The following is a 19,471-nucleotide window of genomic DNA, read 5'->3' on the forward strand; positions in this document are numbered from 1 at the left end:
GCCACTTTTGATTTAGTTTATATGGAACTCCATCTTCTCATTCGATGAGATAAAGTCTATCAGCGTACGGTCGACGTTAACGCCACCATTCTTACTCCTTAGCATAAGAACTGTGTTGTCAGGTGTTCGCAACTGTATGTAAAGTTGTGTGTTGCCGATATGTTCCTCGATGACTGTTGCTAATTCCGAAACGAAGGCATCGTCTAAAGCTGTTGCATCCATAGAGATGGTAAAGCGTTCCAAACGATTTTGTTTCACGTCATAGAGTTGCTCAATCTTCTGCACTTTTAGCTCTAACATGTCAGGATTATTGCGGTAACGAGGCTGACACTTAGCTGTTATATAAACGGTGTAGTTCATCTTCAGGAGGTTGTTCCACCGTGCCCAATCGTCACCAAACAATGCTAATTCGCCCGTTCCTTCAAAGTCTTCTATCGTGACAAAGCCAAAAGGCTTACCAGTCTTTTGCGAGAAGCGTTCGTTTACAGATGTGACAATACCGCCAAATGTCACTTCGTCAGCTTTTGCCAATTCTGTCATATTCGCATTGCGACCTATCATAGAGCAACGAGTGTTACACATGTTGTTCAGCACAACACTGTATTCATCGAGTGGGTGGGCTGACAGATAGATACCAACAAGTTCACGCTCCTTGTTTAATTTCTCAATGACTGGCCACTTCTCTGCCTTTGGTGCGATAGGATGTACTACGTCAATAGCATCCATACCTCCGAAGAGGGAGTTCTGTTGTTGTGCCTTTTCGGCTTGGAAAAGCTGACCATAACGGACAATAGTATCTAAGAACAAATCACCCTTTGCAGTGACTGCAAAGTATTGTTCTCGCTGTAAACCGAAGCTGTCGAAGCCGCCACTATAAGCCAAACTTTCAAATGCTTTGCGGTTCACATTACTGAGATCGACACGCTCAGCAAAGTCGTATATATCCTTATAAGGGCCATTCTCCATGCGTTCACGTACAATACTATCAGCCGCACTTGCCCCCATTCCCTTGATAGCAGAGAGTCCGAAGCGAATCTCACCATGCTTATTCACACCAAAGCCAATCTGACTCTCGTTGACATCAGGACCAAGGGTTGCAATTTTCAATGCCTTACATTCCTCCATCAACTTAGTGATTTCGGTAATCTGACTGAAGCGACGTGTCATCAACGCAGCCATATATTCGGCTGGATAATGCGCCTTCATGTAAGCTGTCTGATAAGCTACCCATGAGTAGCAAGTGGCATGTGACTTATTGAAAGCATAGCTGGCGAACTTCTCCCAGTCGCTCCATATCTTCTCAAGTATCTGTGGGTCGTGTCCGTTCTCTTGTCCTTGCTTGATGAACTTAGGCTTCATCTTGTCAACGATAGCCTTCATCTTCTTACCCATTGCCTTACGAAGGGCATCACTCTCACCACGTGTAAAGTTCGCTAACTGGCGACTCAAGAGCATTACTTGCTCCTGATAGACTGTGATACCGTATGTGTCTTTGAGGTACTTCTCCATACATGGGATGTCGTACTTCACCAAAGATGGGTCATGCTTACGCTTGATAAAGTCTGGGATATAGTCCATTGGTCCCGGACGATAGAGCGCATTCATGGCGATGAGGTCTTCAAATACGGTTGGATGAAGCTCACGAAGGTATTTCTGCATACCTGCCGACTCAAACTGGAAAGTACCAACGGTCTGTCCACGTTGATAGAGTTGGTAGGTCAATTCGTCATCAATAGGAATCTTCTCAAGGTCAATCACGTCACCTCTCGTTTGCTTAACAACCTTGCAAGCCTCCTTTAACTCGGATAGTGTTTTCAGTCCGAGGAAGTCCATTTTGATAAGACCAGTAGACTCAATCACGTGACCATCATACTGGGTCACAGGTACTTTCTTCTCTGGGAAGTCTGGGTCTGTTGCCGTAGAGATAGGCACCCATTCATCAATAGGGTTGCGACAGATAATGAATCCACAGGCATGGATACCCGTTCCGCGCACTGTTCCCTCCAACATCTTGGCGTATTTAATCGTATTACGCTCCCTTATGTCTTCACTAACCTCTGCATTCTGCAACTCTGGAGTACACTTGATAGCATTCGTTAAGTTCATCTTCATGCCATTAGGTAAGCGTTCTGGAATCGCCTTACAAAGGGCATTAGAGACATCTACTGGTAGTTTCTCTACACGAGCAACATCCTTGATAGAGTTCTTTGTTGCCATCGTAGAGTAGGTAATAATATGTGCACAGTTCTCGTGTCCGTACTTATCCATTACCCACTGCAGTACACGTCCGCGACCATCATCATCGAAGTCGGTATCAATATCAGGGAGGTTGACACGGTCAGGGTTGAGGAAACGCTCAAAAAGGAGGTCGTACTTCAAAGGGTCTATTTGTGTAATTCCTAAGCAATAAGCCACTACAGAACCTGCTGCTGATCCACGACCTGGCCCCACCATTACGTCTAATTCCTGTCGTGCAGCATTGATAAAGTCTTGTACTATGAGGAAGTAACCAGGGAAACCCATCGTCTTCATGACGTGTAACTCAAAGCGAATATGATTCTTAACCTCGTCAGAAAGAGGGTCGCCATATAATTTTTTGGCACCATCGTAGGCTAACTTCGCAAGATAATCGGCTTCGAACTTAATGCGATACATCTTCTCATAGCCTCCTAAACGGTCGATAACCTTCTGTCCTTCTTCAGGGGGAAGAGGGTTCTCGCCATTCTCATCGGTGGTAAACTCCTTGTATAAGTCTTCCTCAGTGAACTTCTTTTTCCATTCTTCTTCCGTTCCGAAGTCTTCTGGGATGGGGAAGAAAGGCATGATAGGGCCATGATTAATATCATAAGTCTCTACCTTATTTAAGATTTCCAGCGTATTCGTCATAGCTTCTGGGATGTCTGAGAATATCTCATTCATCTCTGCACGCGTTTTAAACCACTCTTGTTTAGAGTAACGCATACGCTTAGGATCATCTAAATCTTCATTTGTTGAAAGACAGAGTAAGTGGTCATGTGCCTCGGCGGTCTCCTTGTCTTCGAAGTGACAGTCATTGGTACATACGATCTTTATACCATATTCTTGTGCAAACTTCATGAGTACTTTATTAGCTTTCTGCTGTAAAGGATAAGCCTCACGGTTTGCCACTAAACTTGGGTCTTTTACTTCATGACGTTGCAACTCAAGGTAGAAATCATCTCCAAAGACACGATGATACCATTCACAAGCTTCTCTTGCCCCCTCGATATCATCATGTATAATCTTGTTAGGGACTTCACCTGCAATACAAGCTGTACACACAATCAGTCCCTCATGATACTTCTCAAGCTGTTCACGGTCCGTTCGGGGACGATAGTAATAACCATCTACCCACGCATTAGATACAAGTTTAATAAGGTTCTTGTATCCTGTATAGTTCTTTGCCAATACGATAAGGTGGTAGCCAGAATTATCATGCATACTCTTATCCTTATCATGCATTGTGCGACGTGCTACATACATCTCACATCCGAAGATAGGTTTGAAAGGCTCTTCACCCTTCTCTTTCCTACCTTTATTGACCTTAGCACAATAGTCAGCAAACTCTTTTATGCCGAACATTACACCATGATCAGTAATCGCCATACCCTTCATTCCGTCTGCAATAGCCTTATCAACAAGGCGTGTAACCTTAGACTGACCATCAAGAATAGAATAATTGGTGTGGACGTGTAAATGTACGTAATCTTCCATTGAACTTATGCGTTTTTGAGCTGTAAAGTTACTATGAAAAGCCGACATAACAAAAGATTGAGAGTGAAAATTTGTGGAAATGACAAAAAAGAAGTACCTTTGCAACAAAACAAATACGTCGTTTATCGACCATGGGAAAAATAAAAAAGAAACTCAAAAAGATTAGAATCCATCACGAAGGGACAAATACACTGCTCTACGGAGGTATAGGTCTTGTCCTTATAGCTTTGGTTCTCTGGTTTGCAGTTCCAACGAAGATACCATTTTGGATTTTTACAGTCGTGTTCGGTACTGTCTATGGTATAGTACTTAATTTCTATCAGTGTCCTATCCGCTATTTTGGTAGTGAGGATACGGAGGGTATTGTCGTAGCTCCAGCCGACGGTCATATCGTTGTAATAGAAGAAGTAGACGAAAACGAATATTTTCATGAGCGCCGATTGATGATTTCAATCTTTATGAGTCTATGGAACGTTCATGCCAATTGGTTCCCTGTAGATGGAGTAGTAAAGTCTGTACAGCATTTTGATGGTAACTTCCACAAGGCTTGGTTACCTAAGGCAAGTGAGGAGAACGAACATGCAGATACTATCATCACAACTCCTGATGGCACAGACATCCTCTGTCGTCAGATTGCAGGTGCTATGGCACGCCGTATCGTGACATACGCTAAACCTGGTGAAGATTGTTATATTGATGAGCATCTTGGTTTTATTAAGTTAGGTAGTCGTGTTGATATCTTCCTTCCTGTAGGTTCTGAGGTATGTGTTAAGATGGGACAGTCGACAACAGGTGACCAAACAGTGATTGCTAAGTTGAAGCCAAATAACAAGTAAAGATGAAGAAACATATTCCTAATAGTATTACTTGTTGCAACCTTATCTCTGGTTGCATCGCTATTGGTTTTGCTTTTGCAGGCAAGATAGAGGTCGCTTTGCTATTTATTATTATAGGTGCAGTGTTTGATTTCTTTGATGGAATGGTGGCACGCTTACTGAATGTTAGTTCTCCTATTGGTAAAGAGTTAGACTCTTTGGCAGACGTTATTACTTTCGGTGCAGCACCATCAGCTATCATTTTTTCACAGTTATACGTAATGTCTTATCCTGTTTTTCTTGAGCCATTACGTGACTATCTGCCTTATACAGCCTTTATCATAGCAGCTTTCTCGGCATTGCGTCTTGCAAAGTTCAATCTTGATGAACGTCAGGCATTAGGTTTTATAGGTTTGCCAACACCAGCGAATGCACTCTTTTGGGGTTCACTTCTTGTAGGTGTAGGGGAGAAGTTAGAGACTCGTCCTTGGGTTTTATACTTCCTCCTTGCAGGTATTCTGATTAGTTCATGGCTGCTTGTATCGGAGATTCCAATGTTTGCTTTAAAGTTCAAGCACTGGTCATTCAAGGGTAATGAGGTGAAGTATCTCTTCTTGATTACTTGTTGTCCATTGATTGTTATCTTTGGTATCTCGTCATTTGCTATTATCATTGCATGGTATGTGATACTATCAGCTATCGTAAAACAATCCCCAACACAACAGTAAGGGATATAAGTTCAAAGCTATGTCAATAATTGCTTTTATTCTGAAGTTTGCGTTCTTCTTCTTTATAGCGTTTTTTGTGATTATCTTATGGGTGGCTTTTGCATTCTATAAGCAGATGACACGCGCACGTCGTCAGTTTAATCCTAACAACTATCAGTATCAAGAACCAAGCTCTACAGAGAACACTATCATTGATAACCGCCCAATGGAAGAGCGCAATAAGCAAGTAATCCCAGACAGCGAAGGCGAGTATGTTGACTTCACCGAGTCTGATGATACAAAATCGTAATTAAATGTAACACTACATTATACCCACAAAAAAATAGGACAAATCAATTTGATTTGTCCTATTTTTTTATCTCTACTTTTTCTATTGATGCTTAATAGCGTTCGAATTAAGCCTTAATTGGCTTCTAAAAGGTGCCCTTTTGAGGTCTTACTAACGCCCTTTTAGAGGCTTATAAAGCACCTTTTCTTTTTCTGTTTTGTAACATTATGAATACAAGACAGTTACAAGTGTGCTCGAAAATGCGATTTTATCCCTATAAATTGCCCAATGAACGGCAATCTATGTAAAGATATTTCGCATTCGCATGAACTACTTTTTGATGCTCCTTTCTTGTTAACAACTCAGCTTACGAGTACCATCTGGTTGCTCTTCAATCGTAACCTTGATGACATTCTCAGGGAGGATTTCCTCGATGAGTTCTGGCCATTCTAACAAGCAGAGGTTACCACTATAGAAGTAGTCCTCATATCCCATGTCATATACTTCTTCCAACTTCTTGATACGATAGAAGTCAAAGTGATAGATTGGGTCACCGTTGCCATCCGTATATTCGTTGATAATAGCGAAAGTAGGGGAGGTAATGACATCTTCTACGCCCAAGACTTCGCAAAGAGCCTTGATAAAAGTAGTCTTTCCTGCACCCATCTTTCCGTAGAAAGCGAATACCTTTCCATCACCCATCCCCTTGACAAATTCCTTTGCAGCCTCATGGATGGAATCGAGGCTTTTGATTGTAATTTCCATATTGTTTTCTTTTTATTTTGTTTATGCGGTAGGTGGTCGCCTGCAGTTCGTCCATTTGTATGGAACTATATGGTTTCAAGAATTTTACAGATTCCTATGTGAGAACGAACCTATACAACCTATGTTTATGTCTTAAGCACACTTACCTTTAATAAGATATATTCTCTATCCCATTCTTAAGTGTATTTGAGGAAATCTCCCCTCCTTTCGGAGGGGTTGGGGAGGCTTCCTCTTACCTCTTCCTCGGACTAAGTGTTGCCAATGGCACAATCATCTCTTCCATAGAGATACCTCCGTGCTGGAATGTATCTTTATAGTAAGAGACGTAATAGTTATAATTATTAGGGTAGGCAAAGAACGAGTCGCCTGTTGCAAAGACATAGCTTGTGCTGAGGTTTGGTGCAGGGAGCTGTGCAAGATGAGGATTCTTGATAGCAAACACCTGTCGTGCATCGTAGTTGAGGCTCTTTCCTAATTTATAACGCAGATTGGTATTCGTATTGCGGTCACCGATAATCTTGACAGGATTCGTCGTACGGATAGAACCGTGATCGGTTGTAATGATGACCTTATAGTCAGACTGCGCTAACTCTTTGAATACATCTGCCAATACGCTATGTTGGAACCAACTGAGCGTGATAGAACGATATGCGCTCTCGTTGCTTGCTAATTCTCGTATCATTCGCATCTCTGTACGAGCGTGAGAAAGCATGTCGACGAAGTTTACTACAAGTACATTGAGGTCGTTCTGCGCAAGGTTCTTATATTGCTGCATGAACTTGTCTGCACCAGTAGAGTTGTTAATCTTATGATAAGAGAACTTATCATGTCGGCGATAGCGGTCTATCTGTGTTTGTATGAGTGGTTCCTCGTTAAGGTTTTTACCTTCTTCCTCGTCTTCATCTACCCATAGTTCTGGGAACATTGTTGCTATCTGCTTTGGCATAAGACCACTGAAAATAGCATTACGAGCATACTGTGTGGCAGTTGGAAGAATACTCATGTAGAGGTCTTCTTCAATGTCAAACATGTCGCCAATCTCTTTTGAGAGAATGCGCCATTGGTCGAGTCGGAAGTTATCAATGACGATGAGAAACACCTTCTCACCTTTGTCAATGAGTGGGAACACCTTACTTTTGAAGATATCAGTACTAAGCAACGGACGATTATCATCGTTGTTCGTCTGCTGTTTCTTCTGTCCAGCCAATTTAGAGAAGCTATTGCTGACTTTGTTGTCTTGTGGTGCTACCCAATCAAGATAGTTCTTCGCAATGTATTTAGCAAAACCATTGTTGGCTTCTTCCTTTTGCATCTTCAGCATCTCGGTCATATTGCTATCAGCACTGCTTAGTTCCAGTTCCCAATGTACAAGCTTTCGATAGACGTCCTTCCAGTCATTGAATGTTCGGCAGTCGGCTATCTGCATAGCAATTTGTTGGTAGTTCTGCTGATAACCGCTTTGAGTTACTTCCGTAACAATCTCTTTTTGGTGGATATTCTTCTTCAGTGTAAGGAGGATCTGATTAGGGTTGACAGGCTTAATAAGGTAATCGGCAATCTTTGCACCGATTGCTTGGTTCATAATATCTTCCTCCTCGCTCTTCGTTACCATGACGATAGGTGTGGCAGGTTGAATCTCCTTAATACGTTGCAACGTCTCTAAACCTGATAATCCAGGCATCTGCTCGTCCAAGAGAACGAGATCGAATGTCTGTGTTTGGCATTGGTCAATAGCATCAGTACCATTGCTGACCGTCACCACTTCGTATCCTTTCTTCTCAAGGAAGATGATATGAGCCTTTAACAACTCAATCTCATCATCTACCCAAAGTAACAATCCATTGCTCATAGCTGTTATCTCCTTTCCTTAGAACCCCTCCAAATCGTAGTATTCATCTTCGATATCGTTCTGGATGGGCTGGTTCTTTTTATTATTCTTGTTGTTTGTCTTGTTCTGTTGTGGCACTTCATCACCGAAGTAGATTATCGGACCGTCATCCGAAATCTTCTTTTTTGGTGCAGGTGTAGCCTGTGGCTTCTGTGTAGAAGGCTGTTGCGTTTTTGGCGCAATAGGCTTAGCAGACTTGTCTGTTGCCACTTGCTTTGTTGTCTTTGCAGGTGCTACAGGAGTCGTAGGCTTAGCTGGTATAACAGGCTTAGTTGTCTTGTTTGGAGTTGTTGGCACTGTTGACTTAGCTGGTGTCACAGGAGTAGTTGGCTTTACAGGTTCCTCCTCTGGTATGAAGTAGGTGCTATTGTCGTCCAGTACAGGCTTTTTCTCCTCCGTTATAGGCTTCTTTTCTTCAACAGCAGGTTTCTGTTCCGTTGTTGTTTTCTTCTCCACAGGGGCAGTATTCTTGTCCTTTACAACTGGTTTCTTGTCCTCTACAGGAATCTCAAAGGTGTTGTTATTTTGTTCAACGACCTTCTGTTCTGTCTTCTTAGGCTTAGACTCCTCCATTGGGATAGTCATCGTGTTGTCAACAGGTACGTCCTGCGTATCAGGATAGAGGTCTGGATCATTTGCATGTTTCTGTTCTATCTCCTGCTGTATGTCGCGTTCACGTGGTGTAGCAACCTCAGCTGGCTCACTAAGTAAGTATCTTTGTGTCACTACTAAAGGTGCAAAATGCTTTGCATAGAACGCCTCGTAGTCCTTATAACTGTATATTGTTCCTATCAGTTTAAGGTTCTTATCGCTGATTATAATCCCCTTTGTGCTCTTGCCCATCTGCTGTACTACAGCCTGTGATGCGAATAATTGGCGTGCATATTGGTAAGCCTCATCAAAGCTACGGAAGCCTGATACCTGCATCTGATGTAAGCCATTGAGGTCTTCTATCTCAATTTCAAAGTTACGAACGAGGAAGTTTGTGAAGTTGAAGCGTGCTAATTCGAATAGTAACTTATTCTCCTTCAGGGAGTCAGGGTGGTACACTAACAGGAACTTAAAGTCTATATCACGCTCTGAAGAAAGCTTAGCTTGTTGTATGCTATCGCTATCTTTCATTACGTTTGCACGATAGCTCCAGATGTCGTCAAGGTCAAACTTACCTCCACGCAGTTTCTTGCCAGCTTGCACACCATTAACAATCATACCCGCCATCTCGCTTATACGACTGTTAGGATACTTCTGTACAACCTCTTTCATGTCATTGACACAACCCGTAGGGTCGCCATTATTCAACTTACCTAAGCCTCCAATGAAGAGGAACTTATCCCTATTGGCACCCATTGGGAAGCGTGAATTAGAGATGTGAGTATTAGCTGCTACCTCACCATATCGGCCTTGTTTGAAGGCTTCGTAGGTTGCTGCATAAAGAGAATCTTCTATCTGTACACCGAAACGAAGGTTCTGTTTGTAGTACGGATCAGTAAGAAGAGCAGTCCACTTGCTCTTTGGGAACTTCTGACTTAAGCGTGTAACATAGTTCTCAGCCACCTGTGGTTCGTTCTTACGCATGTAGAGTAAGTAGAGATGATAGTACACATCATCCATCTGTTCATAGTCAGGATAGTTGTCACTCACACGTCGCAACGCCTTTTCTGCTAATCGAAGGTTATCAAGTCTGTCCTTAAAGATAACACCAGAGTGGTGCAATCCGTCTTCCAGTATCTTGTTACTTGCCTCCAACTGTTCTGCAGTGAAAGGTATCTGTGACAGATAATACTCACGTTTGTGAGGGTCATTCTTAAGTGAGTCTGCCGCTTGTTTGATAGAATCCAGTCGTGCTTCAGCGTGCATGATAGAATCCCTTTGCTGCTCTGTAAGTTCAATAGGCATGTTGGTATTGCCTATTTTGCCCACAACACTTTGATTAATGCGTTGCCAGTTATCAACATTCTCTCGTTTGCCCCATAGCTGTTGGAAGGTAGTCTTACCTTGTTGAACCGCTGTTGGGTTATAGAAATACCACGTATTTCCTTGCTGTTGTCTATTATTTAAAGGCTTAGGCGTTCCAAGGTTATTGTTTCCAAAGTTGCCATCCATACCTTGCTGCTGTCCATTATTCATCGCAGTTTGCAACTCTCGTTCTTCTTTTTCTTTCTTCTTAAGGGCAGTAATGACACGATCAATGGTAGCATTACGCTCTTGTTCAGAGCATTTTGCAAGATATTGAAGCGAGTCTTGGAGCTGTACGGCATCTGTATAAGGTGCTAACTCGTCCAATATCTTTGAACGTTCAGACAACTGTTCATAGTCTTTGCGGTCCTTATCAAGGAGTCCGATAGCTTCTCCATAGCATCGTTTAGCATCTCCAAAGCGTTCCTTTGCCCAATAGAGATCACCAAGGTGGAGCAGTAAAACGCCTTTCTCAATACCACTTCTTGTAGCCTTCTTGTTACCTAACTCGTATGCATTAATAGCTGCCAGTGTGTCTCGTGCAGCAAGGTGTATATTGCCCATAGCGTAATACACCTGATCAAGATACTCCTTGTTATTGTCCGAAGCAGCCATTTTCTTGAGCTTACTAATCATCTTCTTCGTCTGCCCCTTAGCGGTAACTTCAGTCTGAGCAATACGTGCATTGAACTCTAATTCATAGGGAGGATTGGTACGGATTACGCGTTGGAACGCTTTGTAGGCTTCCTCATTTCTGCCGAGTGAAGCCAATACCTGTCCCAGCAGATACAGCTCACGAGCCTTCTGTTTCTTACGCATTTCATGCTTGATAACCTTCTGGAGATAAGGAACAGCCTTCTCAAACTCACCTGAATGCAGGTAATAATCAGCATAGGTATAGTCCCACTCCTTCACAGCTTGCCAATCTAAAGAGTCGCGCTGCATATTCCGAATGATGTCCTCAGCATCATAGAGCCAGTCTTGTTCTATGTAACACTTAGCCAACCAAGCCCTTGCTTTCCCATAGATAGCAGGTTGTCCTTTGTAGATGCGGCTCATATAAGCAAAGGTAGCAGCCGCTTCTTCAAAGGCACCTTTATGAAACTGTGAACGCCCCATAAGCATCCATGCCTTCCATAAGAAGGGATTATACTCACGTCGCGATAGCCATTCTATGTCCTTTTCCGTCTTTCGTCTGCTCTTTGTCCACTCTGGTCTTTTCTTAATACTATGCTTTGCAATCGCCTTCTCAGCCTTTTCTATAGCCCTATCGAAGTTACCCTTTCCTAAGTCACGACTATTCTTATTGCCGACAGTATAGAGTGGGATGAGTTCTGTGAAGTTATCCTTATTTCCCTTCTCCTTCTCTAATGAACCATCAATATAAGCTTGTGCGCCGTTATAGTAGACGTTATAACGTGTATTGAAGGCATGCCACCAACGCGTTTGCGAGGTGTTATTCTTTGTTGAGCAACTGATTATAGTTAGTACACTGATTGCCAACAGAGAGAGGATAATATGTCTTAATACTCTTTTCTTCACGTTTTCTTTGATGTTCTATTCTAAAGTAAGCGTCTTAAAAGTGGAGATAAATACAGATAACAAGCTTAACCTTCTATCATTGTTATCAACTCATCCTTAATTTGATTGGGTAGGTTAATTTCCCGAAGGATAAGACTTCTGTTCCAACCTTTCACCTCATGGGGTTGCATCGTATAAAGAACCGTTGCAAACTCCTCTGCCTCCTCGTCGGTATATTGGTCAGATGGTCTACCGCGAAAACGGTCAAGTTCTTCATCGTCATAGTATTCTACACCTTTCACAGCCGCCTCCATCATACATACCTGTTCACATTTGTCGTCTGTTCCATCACAAGAAGAACAATCGCCAGATGTCGGCATGACAACATCTGGCTCACCTTCTTTCTTCTTGGTAAGCTTTGTTGCGATAGCAGCTATAATCGCTAAGATTAAAAGAGAACCTATGCCAATGAAAAATATATTCATTCTTTTACTTCGTTTTATTGTTTGAGCAACTCTGTGAGTAGGTTAATCCACTTCTTGTATATGGAAGCCCGCTTTGCGTAAATCGTCCCAATAGTGGGGATAAGATTTAGAAACTACCTCTGGATGATTAATGCGTATCTCGCCTAATTTGATAGCTAATGGGGCAAACGACATTGCCATGCGATGGTCTTCGTAGGTTTCTATGATGGGTTCTGCCATTGGCTCGCAACGTTCACCATTCCACGAAAGTTCTGTTTCGTTCTCCGAATAGAGGATATAGCCTAACTTCTCCATCTCTCTCGTCATAGCTTCAATGCGGTTAGTCTCTTTAATTTTCAGTGTACCTAAGCCTGTGAAATGGAAGGGTATTCCTAATATCGGACACACAGCGATGAGTGTTTGGGCTAAGTCTGGCTGATTGGTAAAGTCATACTCCATTCTGTTCAGCATTCGTGAATGGCGTGTCAATATCGCTTCTGGTAAGCCGTTAGAATCTTTATCCTTAAAACTTGTCTTTATTCCTAATAGTGAGAAGATATAGCGCACAGCCGAGTCGCCTTGTCGTGAACCATCTTTCAATCCTTGCAAAGCCACCTTTGAGCGTGTGTCATCTGTCAGCGCAAGTATCTCATACCAATAGCTTGCTGCGCTCCAATCACTTTCTATTGTGTAGGCACGTTGCTGATAGGCTTGTGACTTTACGCTAATTGTATCAAAGTCTGACCATTCTGCCGATACACCAAACTCATGCATAAGATGCAATGTGAGGTCTATGTAAGGTCGTGAAATAATGTTACCCGTCAGCTTTAGTTCTAATCCTTTTGTCAGAATAGGTGCAATCATCAATAGTGCAGAGATATACTGCGAACTGACGTTACCTGGTATCTGCAATGAACCTCCTTCAAGTTGTCTGCCACGGATGTGGAGTGGGGGATAACCTTCTTCGCCAACATACTCAATCTCTGCCCCTAAATAGCGCAGTGCATCTACGAGAATACCAATCGGACGATGTTTCATTCGTTCCGTTCCTGTGATTGTATATTCTCCATCCGTTGCACTTAGATAAGCTGTCATAAAGCGCATTGCTGTTCCTGCAGCTTTGATATCGATGACATCTGACTGCTTACTTAGTCCACGGATGATAACCTCTGTATCGTCACAGTCCGATAGGTTTTCTGGCATCATTCCTCCCTTTGTAAGTGCTTGGATAATCAATGCACGATTACTGATACTTTTTGATGCGGGAAGCGTGATAGAAGTATCAATATGTTCGGGGCAAGTTATGATGTATTGCATGTGTATTTAGTGCAGATTTATTATAGGACAAAAGTACGAAATAAACTTGGTATAAGAGAAAAAGAAGTCCAAAAGTTTGCTAATATGGTGGAAAGTAACTAATTTTGCATTGCTTTAAAAAGAGCGGGATGTAGTTCAGTAGGTTTAGAATGCTGGTCTGGGGGACCAGTGGTCGCCAGTTCGAGTCTGGTCATCCCGACTGTGAAATATGATTACAAAAGAGGCTGTTATAGCCTCTTTTTTTGTTGATAAAAATCATACAGATGATCTATATTACGTCATATGTCCCTTTACCCCATATTGAGAATGGGCAACAATAAATCCTTTCTTCCCTTTCTTGTAAACGTGCGGAGCCTCAGCACCAGTGGTGCGCATGGTGCGCACCAATCGTGCGTGCGGTTTATAGCCTTGCAAAATGCCTTTTATACGTAGCGCAAAAAGAGCTATTTGTTTCTTCTACTATGGTAGAAAGAAAGCGTGTCACGAGTGATGACGTGGGGTTAACAATCTCCTTTGTATTATCGGCAAAAACGAACAATACCCTTTGTGTTTAAGAAGTAAGCCGATAGAAAATGTTTGTATCTCAAATCTTATTTGTATCTTTGTCCCATCTGTTAAGATAATAAAACCAAAATCTATTGTATTACGTAATTAAATCAAACAAGAAAATGGCTACAATGAGCGTAACCTCTTGGGCAAATCTGTTGCAGGATTCTCTGCTGTTTATTCATAAAAAAAAAGGACTTAATAGTATCTCTTCTTGGAGAAGATGTTTAGATAGGGGCATGTTCACGCTCTTTGCTTTTTTTCTATTAGGTCAGTCAGTCAATGCGCAGAACTTCAGAACGTTGCGAGATGTAAAAGTGAATGAAACCGTACTCGATCTTTCACAGTCTGACTGTAAAGTGATTCCTCGCAATGCGATGCACTCGTGTCATCGTCTTACGTCGCTTACACTTCCCCCAAAACTTGATTCTATCGGTACGCAAGCGTTCTTTGCTTGTGACGGAATCAGTGGAAAACTATATTTCCCAGCAACTACACGTGTGGTAGATGCATCAGCTTTTAATGGTTGTCGTCAGTTGACAGAATTGTTCTTCGACGGCTCTACACGTATAGGTGCTTTCGCTTTTGCTAATTGTCGTGGACTTCGTGAAGTTCGTCTATCGGCAGTTGTTCCTCCTGTTTGTGCTGACAATACTTTTGATGGTATAGATCTTAGCCGTGTGAGACTCATCGTTCCTGCTCAAGCAAAGAAGGCATATCGTAATGCTCCAGGCTGGCGAAACTTCTTCTCACGTCATGAAATGGAGAATGTATGCGACCCAGAGAATCTCCTCGTACCGCATCCTCTCAAGCTGGAAGTCTACAAAAATAGTCTTCCTCTCAAATGGAAAGATGTTGTAGGGGTAGAGGCTCCACAGGAATTGAGTAATGAAAAGATGCAAGCTGAGTGTATCCTCGGTGAGCGAACAGTCTATAAGAAGGGACGTAAAACAGGACCGATGGTGCGCCTTGCACTTGATAAGTCGCTTACTAATAATGAGGCTTACATCTTACAGGTGAACGATAAGGGTATAACGATTAAAGGACGCACAGCAACAGCGGTGTTCTATGGATTGATGACACTCGAACAACTCTGTATTGGTAATGGTGTTTCCGCACGTTCAGTGAAGATTCCTGCGCTCAATATTGTGGACGAACCACGTACGGCAATCCGTGAATTGATGGTCGATCCAGTGCGTCATTTCATTCCGTTTGAAGATTTGAAGGGCTTTATTGTTGAGATGGCACGCTATAAGTTTAATGCACTCCATCTTCATTTGGTAGACGATCAGGCATGGCGTATAGAGATAAAGAAGTACCCAGAACTCATTGAGAAGGCGTCTGATCGTGTCGGAATGGATGACATGCCAGAGCGTATCAGCGGTTATTATACCCAAGATCAGATGCGCGAACTCGTTCGTTTTGCTGCTCAGTATCATGTGATGGTAATTCCAGAGATAGAACTTCCGGGTCATGAAGTGTCAGCTATTCATTGTTTCCCACGGCTTTCTTGTGCTAAGAAGCCTGTACCTATTCGCTTGACTTGTGGTGTGAGCAATGAGTTACTATGTCCTGCAGAGCCTTTTGTTTATGAGTTTCTCGATAATGTTTTGACAGAGTTAGCCGATGTGTTCCCTGCTCCATATGTTCATTTAGGGGGTGATGAGGCTGGGCAGCCACCATTGGGGGCATGGTCAGATTGCGCAGCTTGTACAGCACTGAAGAAGAAAGAAGGGTACACAGAGAACTGGCAGTTGCAGCAATACCTCTTCGACCGCGTGATTAATAAACTTCAGTCATTGGGTAAGATCCCAATGTACTGGTATGAACAGGAGTTTAAGACGATTCAGCCGGGTTGTGTGGTTTATGCATGGCGACATGGTTTGACGAAGACGGCTATTGATGCTGCTGTACGCAATAAGGCCAAGATAATGCTCTGTCCGGGCGAGCACTGTTACCTTGACTATCCACAGCAGAAGGGGGATATGCCTGAGAAGAACTGGGGAATGCCGGTAACCACACTCGAACAGACCTACCGTCTTGACCCTGCATGGGGGCAGGATAGTGTATTTGTACGTGATAATCTACTCGGAGTGAGTGGAACGCTTTGGAGTGAATGTATCAACTCCACAGAGCGTATTTACTATCAAGCTTTTCCACGTGCAGCTGCTTTGGCTGAGGCAGGATGGAGTGTACCAGAACGTAGAAGTTATAAGGAGTTCCTCAAGCGAGTTCGTCCGTTGACAGATGATATGCTGCGTCGTGGTATCGCTGTAAACGTAAGATAGAGTGAAGATGGTGGTTGTCAGCTTGTAAAAAGAAAGTCTTTACGATGACGACAGACCGTTATAAATAAAAGTATCATCACGAAGGTAATGAATTATTCTTCGTGATGATAAATATTTTTCTTCATGAAAAAAAATATTTCTTGTCGTGAAGAAAAATTTTTTTTTCATGAAAATAATTCGCTAAAGGTTCAGACTTACACCAGCAACGACCCATGCGCCTGGCTGTGGAACATTCCCATAGTCAACGTAATGAGCCCCAAATAAGTTGTTTGCTTCAACATATGCCGTCCACTTCTTTGCATTCCAAGTCATACGACTATCAACAACGCCATAGCTCTTATAGCTTTGTCGTTGGTTGTTTGTGTCGATATAGTTTCCCATTCGATGTTGGAAGCGATAGTAGAAGCCAAGATCAAGATTGCGCCAGAGGTTCAACTGGAGATTGCTGACAAACTTGTTCTTCAAATATTCCAACGCATACTTACTTACATAACCTTGATTATCAACCTTCTTTTGGTGGATATAGCTATAAGCCACACCAAACTTCTTAAAGAATCTTTGTGAAGGAAGAAGCTGATAGAGATCGAAATCGAGTGAAGCCTCTGTTCCAAAGTGCTTTATCTTTCCGAAGTTTACACTCTTCCATAGCACAGCTCCGTTAGCATCTAATGTACCATCACTAATCCAGTCGATAAGGTTCTTATGATTGTTCCAGTAAACGCTTGCCTTGGCAGTGACGCCCTTATTGTCATATTTCACACCCGTTTCGAATGCTGAAAGTTCTTCTGGGCGAAGATGTTTGTCTGCCTTATGACCACCAACTGAGTAGAATAACTCTGTAACAGACGGCATACGGAGGGACGAATTATAAGAAGCATATAGCTTCCAAGCGTTTCCTATACGGAAACTTGCATCAACTCCAGGGTAAACATGCATTGGCATATCTGCTTGACTGTTCTTGACTGCTGTCAAACCAGCTGACAGCGTGAAGCGGTCAAGGATGATATTATGCTCAAGAACAAACTGAATATTTGTGCGATTAAGTCCGACTGTATAGTCTCTGTCTGTGCCATGGATATGCTTTGGACGAGAGAGTGGTTCGCCGAGGTTACCACTGACGAGGTCTTCATTGCGTAGTTCTGCAGCAAAGGCAGTACGCCCAAGTGTCCAATCAAAGTAGGCATTGAGGTTTACACCATAGATATCTGTGCGGTGATAGTTGAAAGGATACTTATTGGATGCACCACGGAAGAGCTCAAAGCGGTCCATATTGCGGTTCCAATAGATAGAAGGGCGAATGTGGAAACGGCCCCTTAGGTTCTCAGCTTGAATGGCTGTGAAGGTCTTGAAGGTGTGTTCAAACTGGTCATCGTACTTTGCTGAATAAAAAGTATTTGATCCAAAGTCTTTCACACTCATACCTGTATGCCAGCGAACCATCATGTCTTCATCCGTATAATTACCTTGATAAAAAACTTTTGCAGTGCGGTAATCAGCGTTGAGGCTGCCTGCCTTGTTGCGAAGATAGCCATCACTGCGAGTGTAAGAAGCTGATAGCTGATTGTTCCAACGGTCTTTTGAAGCAATGTTTCCACGTATGCCAGCACTGAGATAGCCGTAGGAACCACCTTCAATATGGGCAGAAAGACTTGTCTTTTGTGGAGTTTTGGTTACGATGTTTATAGCACCTAATAACGAAGATGTACCATAAACGCGGGCTGCTGGACCCTCAAGGACTTCTATCCGTTCGATTTCACTGATGTCAACTGGGAAGTCAAAGGAGTTGTGTCCAGTCTGTGCATCACAGATATTGATACCATTAAGGAGGACTGTGATTTGCTCTGAGTTGCCACCACGAATACTTACGTCGGTCAAGACACCTAAAGGTCCTTTTTGGCGGACGTCAACACCGACGGCATACTTTAGCAAATCGTTTACACTTTGTACTGGAGCCGCCTGAATATCCTCACGACTCAGTACAGTTACCATTCTCGCTTGCTGACTAACTGTCAGCGGTGCTCGCGTTCCAGTGACGTTCACTTCCTCCATCATGATGCCTCTGTTGGTGATAGTTGAGTCCGTCTCTGCCTTCTCTGTTTCAATACTAATGCCCTTGGCAGTAGCATTTTGCAAGGTAGCGACGCTCAGTACACCAATCAGAACCTCTTTCCCAAGAACTGAAAAGAGCGAATAGCCATGGTTGGAGAAGTGTTTAAACTTCAGAACGCTGCGCTTTTGAAATGTTGGTTTGTACATAATATAATTAAAGAAAACGTCGGAAGGTGGAGCTTTCCCCAACCGACAAACGGGTGCAAAAGTAATAAAAGTTTTTGTAACAGCGTGGATTAATCGATGATTATCGACTTTTATGTGGGTAAGGTGTAGAAAAACCTTCGTTTATGTACGTTATATTTGAGATTTTTACTACTTTTGTAGGCAATTAATTCTCGAAACAGACAAACGATTAATTGCACAATGAAAGCATTACGTGACCGTATCTTAAAGGATGGAAAGTGCTTCCCAGACGGAATCTTGAAGGTAGACAAGTTTATTAATCACCAGATGGATCCTAATCTGATGAAGCAGATTTGTGTGGAGTTTATCCGCCGTTATGCATCAACAGAAATCAACAAGATTATCACAATTGAAGCGAGTGGCATTGCTCCTGCCATTATGATGGGCTTTTTACTCGACCTTCCTGTGGTCTTTGCGAAGAAGAAAAAGCCTTCAACAATGGGCGATATGCTTTCGACAAGCGTCTTCTCGTTTACCAAGCAAAGAGAGTATAACGTCGTGATATCCAAAGAGTATCTCGGTAAAGGCGACAAGGTGCTGTTTGTTGATGACTTCTTGGCTTATGGTAATGCGGCGAAAGGAATCATAGATCTTTGTAAAAAAGCAGGTGCAGAGTTAGTTGGTATGGGCTTTATCATAGAGAAAGCATTTCAACATGGTCGTGATGCGATTGAAGTAGCAGGTGTTCGTTGTGAGAGTTTGGCTATCATCGAGTCGCTTGAAAACTGTGAGATTAAAATGAGAGAAACATAAACGAGGTGGGCTTGTGTGCCCACCTTTCTTGTTTTATATGGTAATCATCTTTAACGCAAACGCTTCTTTAAAGCATTGAGATTACTCTTTAAGAGGCGTAGAACTAACTTTTAAGAAAGATGAAGCTGTACTTTG

Annotated in this window: 12 protein-coding genes and 1 tRNA gene; 6 read left to right on the forward strand and 7 right to left on the reverse strand. The window is 42.6% G+C overall.

What is annotated here, in order from left to right; translation table 11 throughout:
- Window positions 1-12 precede the first annotated feature (12 nt).
- Window positions 13-3,732, reverse strand: a complete 3,720-nt coding sequence (gene dnaE / locus HMPREF0659_RS02275; RefSeq protein ID WP_013264609.1) for a DNA polymerase III subunit alpha — start codon at window positions 3,730-3,732, stop codon at window positions 13-15.
- Window positions 3,733-3,863: 131 nt separating this feature from the next.
- On the opposite strand from dnaE, the gene HMPREF0659_RS02280 reads away from it, so the two are divergent.
- Genes HMPREF0659_RS02280 through HMPREF0659_RS02290 form a run of 3 tightly spaced genes read left to right on the forward strand, consistent with a single transcriptional unit; the run spans window position 3,864 to window position 5,564 of the window.
- Window positions 3,864-4,568 carry a phosphatidylserine decarboxylase family protein gene (locus HMPREF0659_RS02280; protein WP_013264863.1) on the forward strand — a complete coding sequence of 235 codons (705 nt, stop codon included), beginning with the start codon at window positions 3,864-3,866 and terminating at the stop codon, window positions 4,566-4,568.
- Between the two features lie 2 nt (window positions 4,569-4,570).
- On the forward strand, window positions 4,571-5,275 hold the full coding sequence (gene pssA, locus HMPREF0659_RS02285) for a CDP-diacylglycerol--serine O-phosphatidyltransferase (protein WP_013264367.1): 705 nt from the start codon (window positions 4,571-4,573) through the stop codon (window positions 5,273-5,275).
- Window positions 5,276-5,294: 19 nt separating this feature from the next.
- On the forward strand, window positions 5,295-5,564 hold the full coding sequence (locus tag HMPREF0659_RS02290) for a DUF4834 family protein (protein ID WP_013264531.1): 270 nt from the start codon (window positions 5,295-5,297) through the stop codon (window positions 5,562-5,564).
- 333 nt (window positions 5,565-5,897) lie between these two features.
- On the opposite strand, the gene tsaE is transcribed toward HMPREF0659_RS02290, so the two are convergent.
- The 5 genes from tsaE to HMPREF0659_RS02315 all read right to left on the reverse strand — a co-directional run bounded on the left by tsaE (window position 5,898) and on the right by HMPREF0659_RS02315 (window position 13,454).
- Window positions 5,898-6,308 carry a tRNA (adenosine(37)-N6)-threonylcarbamoyltransferase complex ATPase subunit type 1 TsaE gene (tsaE, locus tag HMPREF0659_RS02295; protein WP_004360470.1) on the reverse strand — a complete coding sequence of 137 codons (411 nt, stop codon included), beginning with the start codon at window positions 6,306-6,308 and terminating at the stop codon, window positions 5,898-5,900.
- 232 nt (window positions 6,309-6,540) lie between these two features.
- Window positions 6,541-8,157, reverse strand: a complete 1,617-nt coding sequence (gene porX / locus HMPREF0659_RS02300; protein ID WP_013264699.1) for a T9SS response regulator signal transducer PorX — start codon at window positions 8,155-8,157, stop codon at window positions 6,541-6,543.
- Window positions 8,158-8,175: 18 nt separating this feature from the next.
- The gene (gene porW, locus HMPREF0659_RS02305; RefSeq protein ID WP_013263913.1) at window positions 8,176-11,694 is read right to left on the reverse strand and encodes a type IX secretion system periplasmic lipoprotein PorW/SprE; all 3,519 of its coding nucleotides are present in this window, start codon (window positions 11,692-11,694) and stop codon (window positions 8,176-8,178) included.
- A gap of 65 nt (window positions 11,695-11,759) precedes the next feature.
- A complete protein-coding gene (locus tag HMPREF0659_RS02310) occupies window positions 11,760-12,158 on the reverse strand; it encodes a hypothetical protein (RefSeq protein WP_013264521.1) in 399 nt (132 codons plus the stop codon).
- A 42-nt stretch (window positions 12,159-12,200) separates the two neighbouring features.
- A complete protein-coding gene (locus HMPREF0659_RS02315; protein WP_013264309.1) occupies window positions 12,201-13,454 on the reverse strand; it encodes a 3-phosphoshikimate 1-carboxyvinyltransferase in 1,254 nt (417 codons plus the stop codon).
- 124 nt (window positions 13,455-13,578) lie between these two features.
- Here HMPREF0659_RS02315 and HMPREF0659_RS02320 point away from each other — a divergent pair.
- Together HMPREF0659_RS02320 and HMPREF0659_RS02325 are read left to right on the forward strand one after the other, a co-directional pair.
- Window positions 13,579-13,653 (forward strand) — tRNA-Pro (locus HMPREF0659_RS02320).
- A gap of 469 nt (window positions 13,654-14,122) precedes the next feature.
- Window positions 14,123-16,288 carry a family 20 glycosylhydrolase gene (locus HMPREF0659_RS02325; protein ID WP_013264273.1) on the forward strand — a complete coding sequence of 722 codons (2,166 nt, stop codon included), beginning with the start codon at window positions 14,123-14,125 and terminating at the stop codon, window positions 16,286-16,288.
- Between the two features lie 180 nt (window positions 16,289-16,468).
- Here the strand turns inward: HMPREF0659_RS02325 and HMPREF0659_RS02330 are convergent, their stop codons facing one another.
- Window positions 16,469-18,544: a TonB-dependent receptor plug domain-containing protein gene (locus tag HMPREF0659_RS02330; protein ID WP_013263825.1), complete on the reverse strand. Its 2,076-nt coding sequence runs from the start codon at window positions 18,542-18,544 to the stop codon at window positions 16,469-16,471.
- Window positions 18,545-18,763: 219 nt separating this feature from the next.
- Between HMPREF0659_RS02330 and xpt the strand changes: the two genes are divergently transcribed.
- Complete coding sequence (gene xpt, locus HMPREF0659_RS02335) at window positions 18,764-19,336, forward strand: xanthine phosphoribosyltransferase (RefSeq protein WP_013264458.1); 573 nt, start codon at window positions 18,764-18,766, stop codon at window positions 19,334-19,336.
- The last annotated feature ends 135 nt before the right edge of the window (window positions 19,337-19,471 follow it).

Source organism: Prevotella melaninogenica ATCC 25845 (genome assembly GCF_000144405.1).
GTDB classification, from domain to species: domain Bacteria; phylum Bacteroidota; class Bacteroidia; order Bacteroidales; family Bacteroidaceae; genus Prevotella; species Prevotella melaninogenica.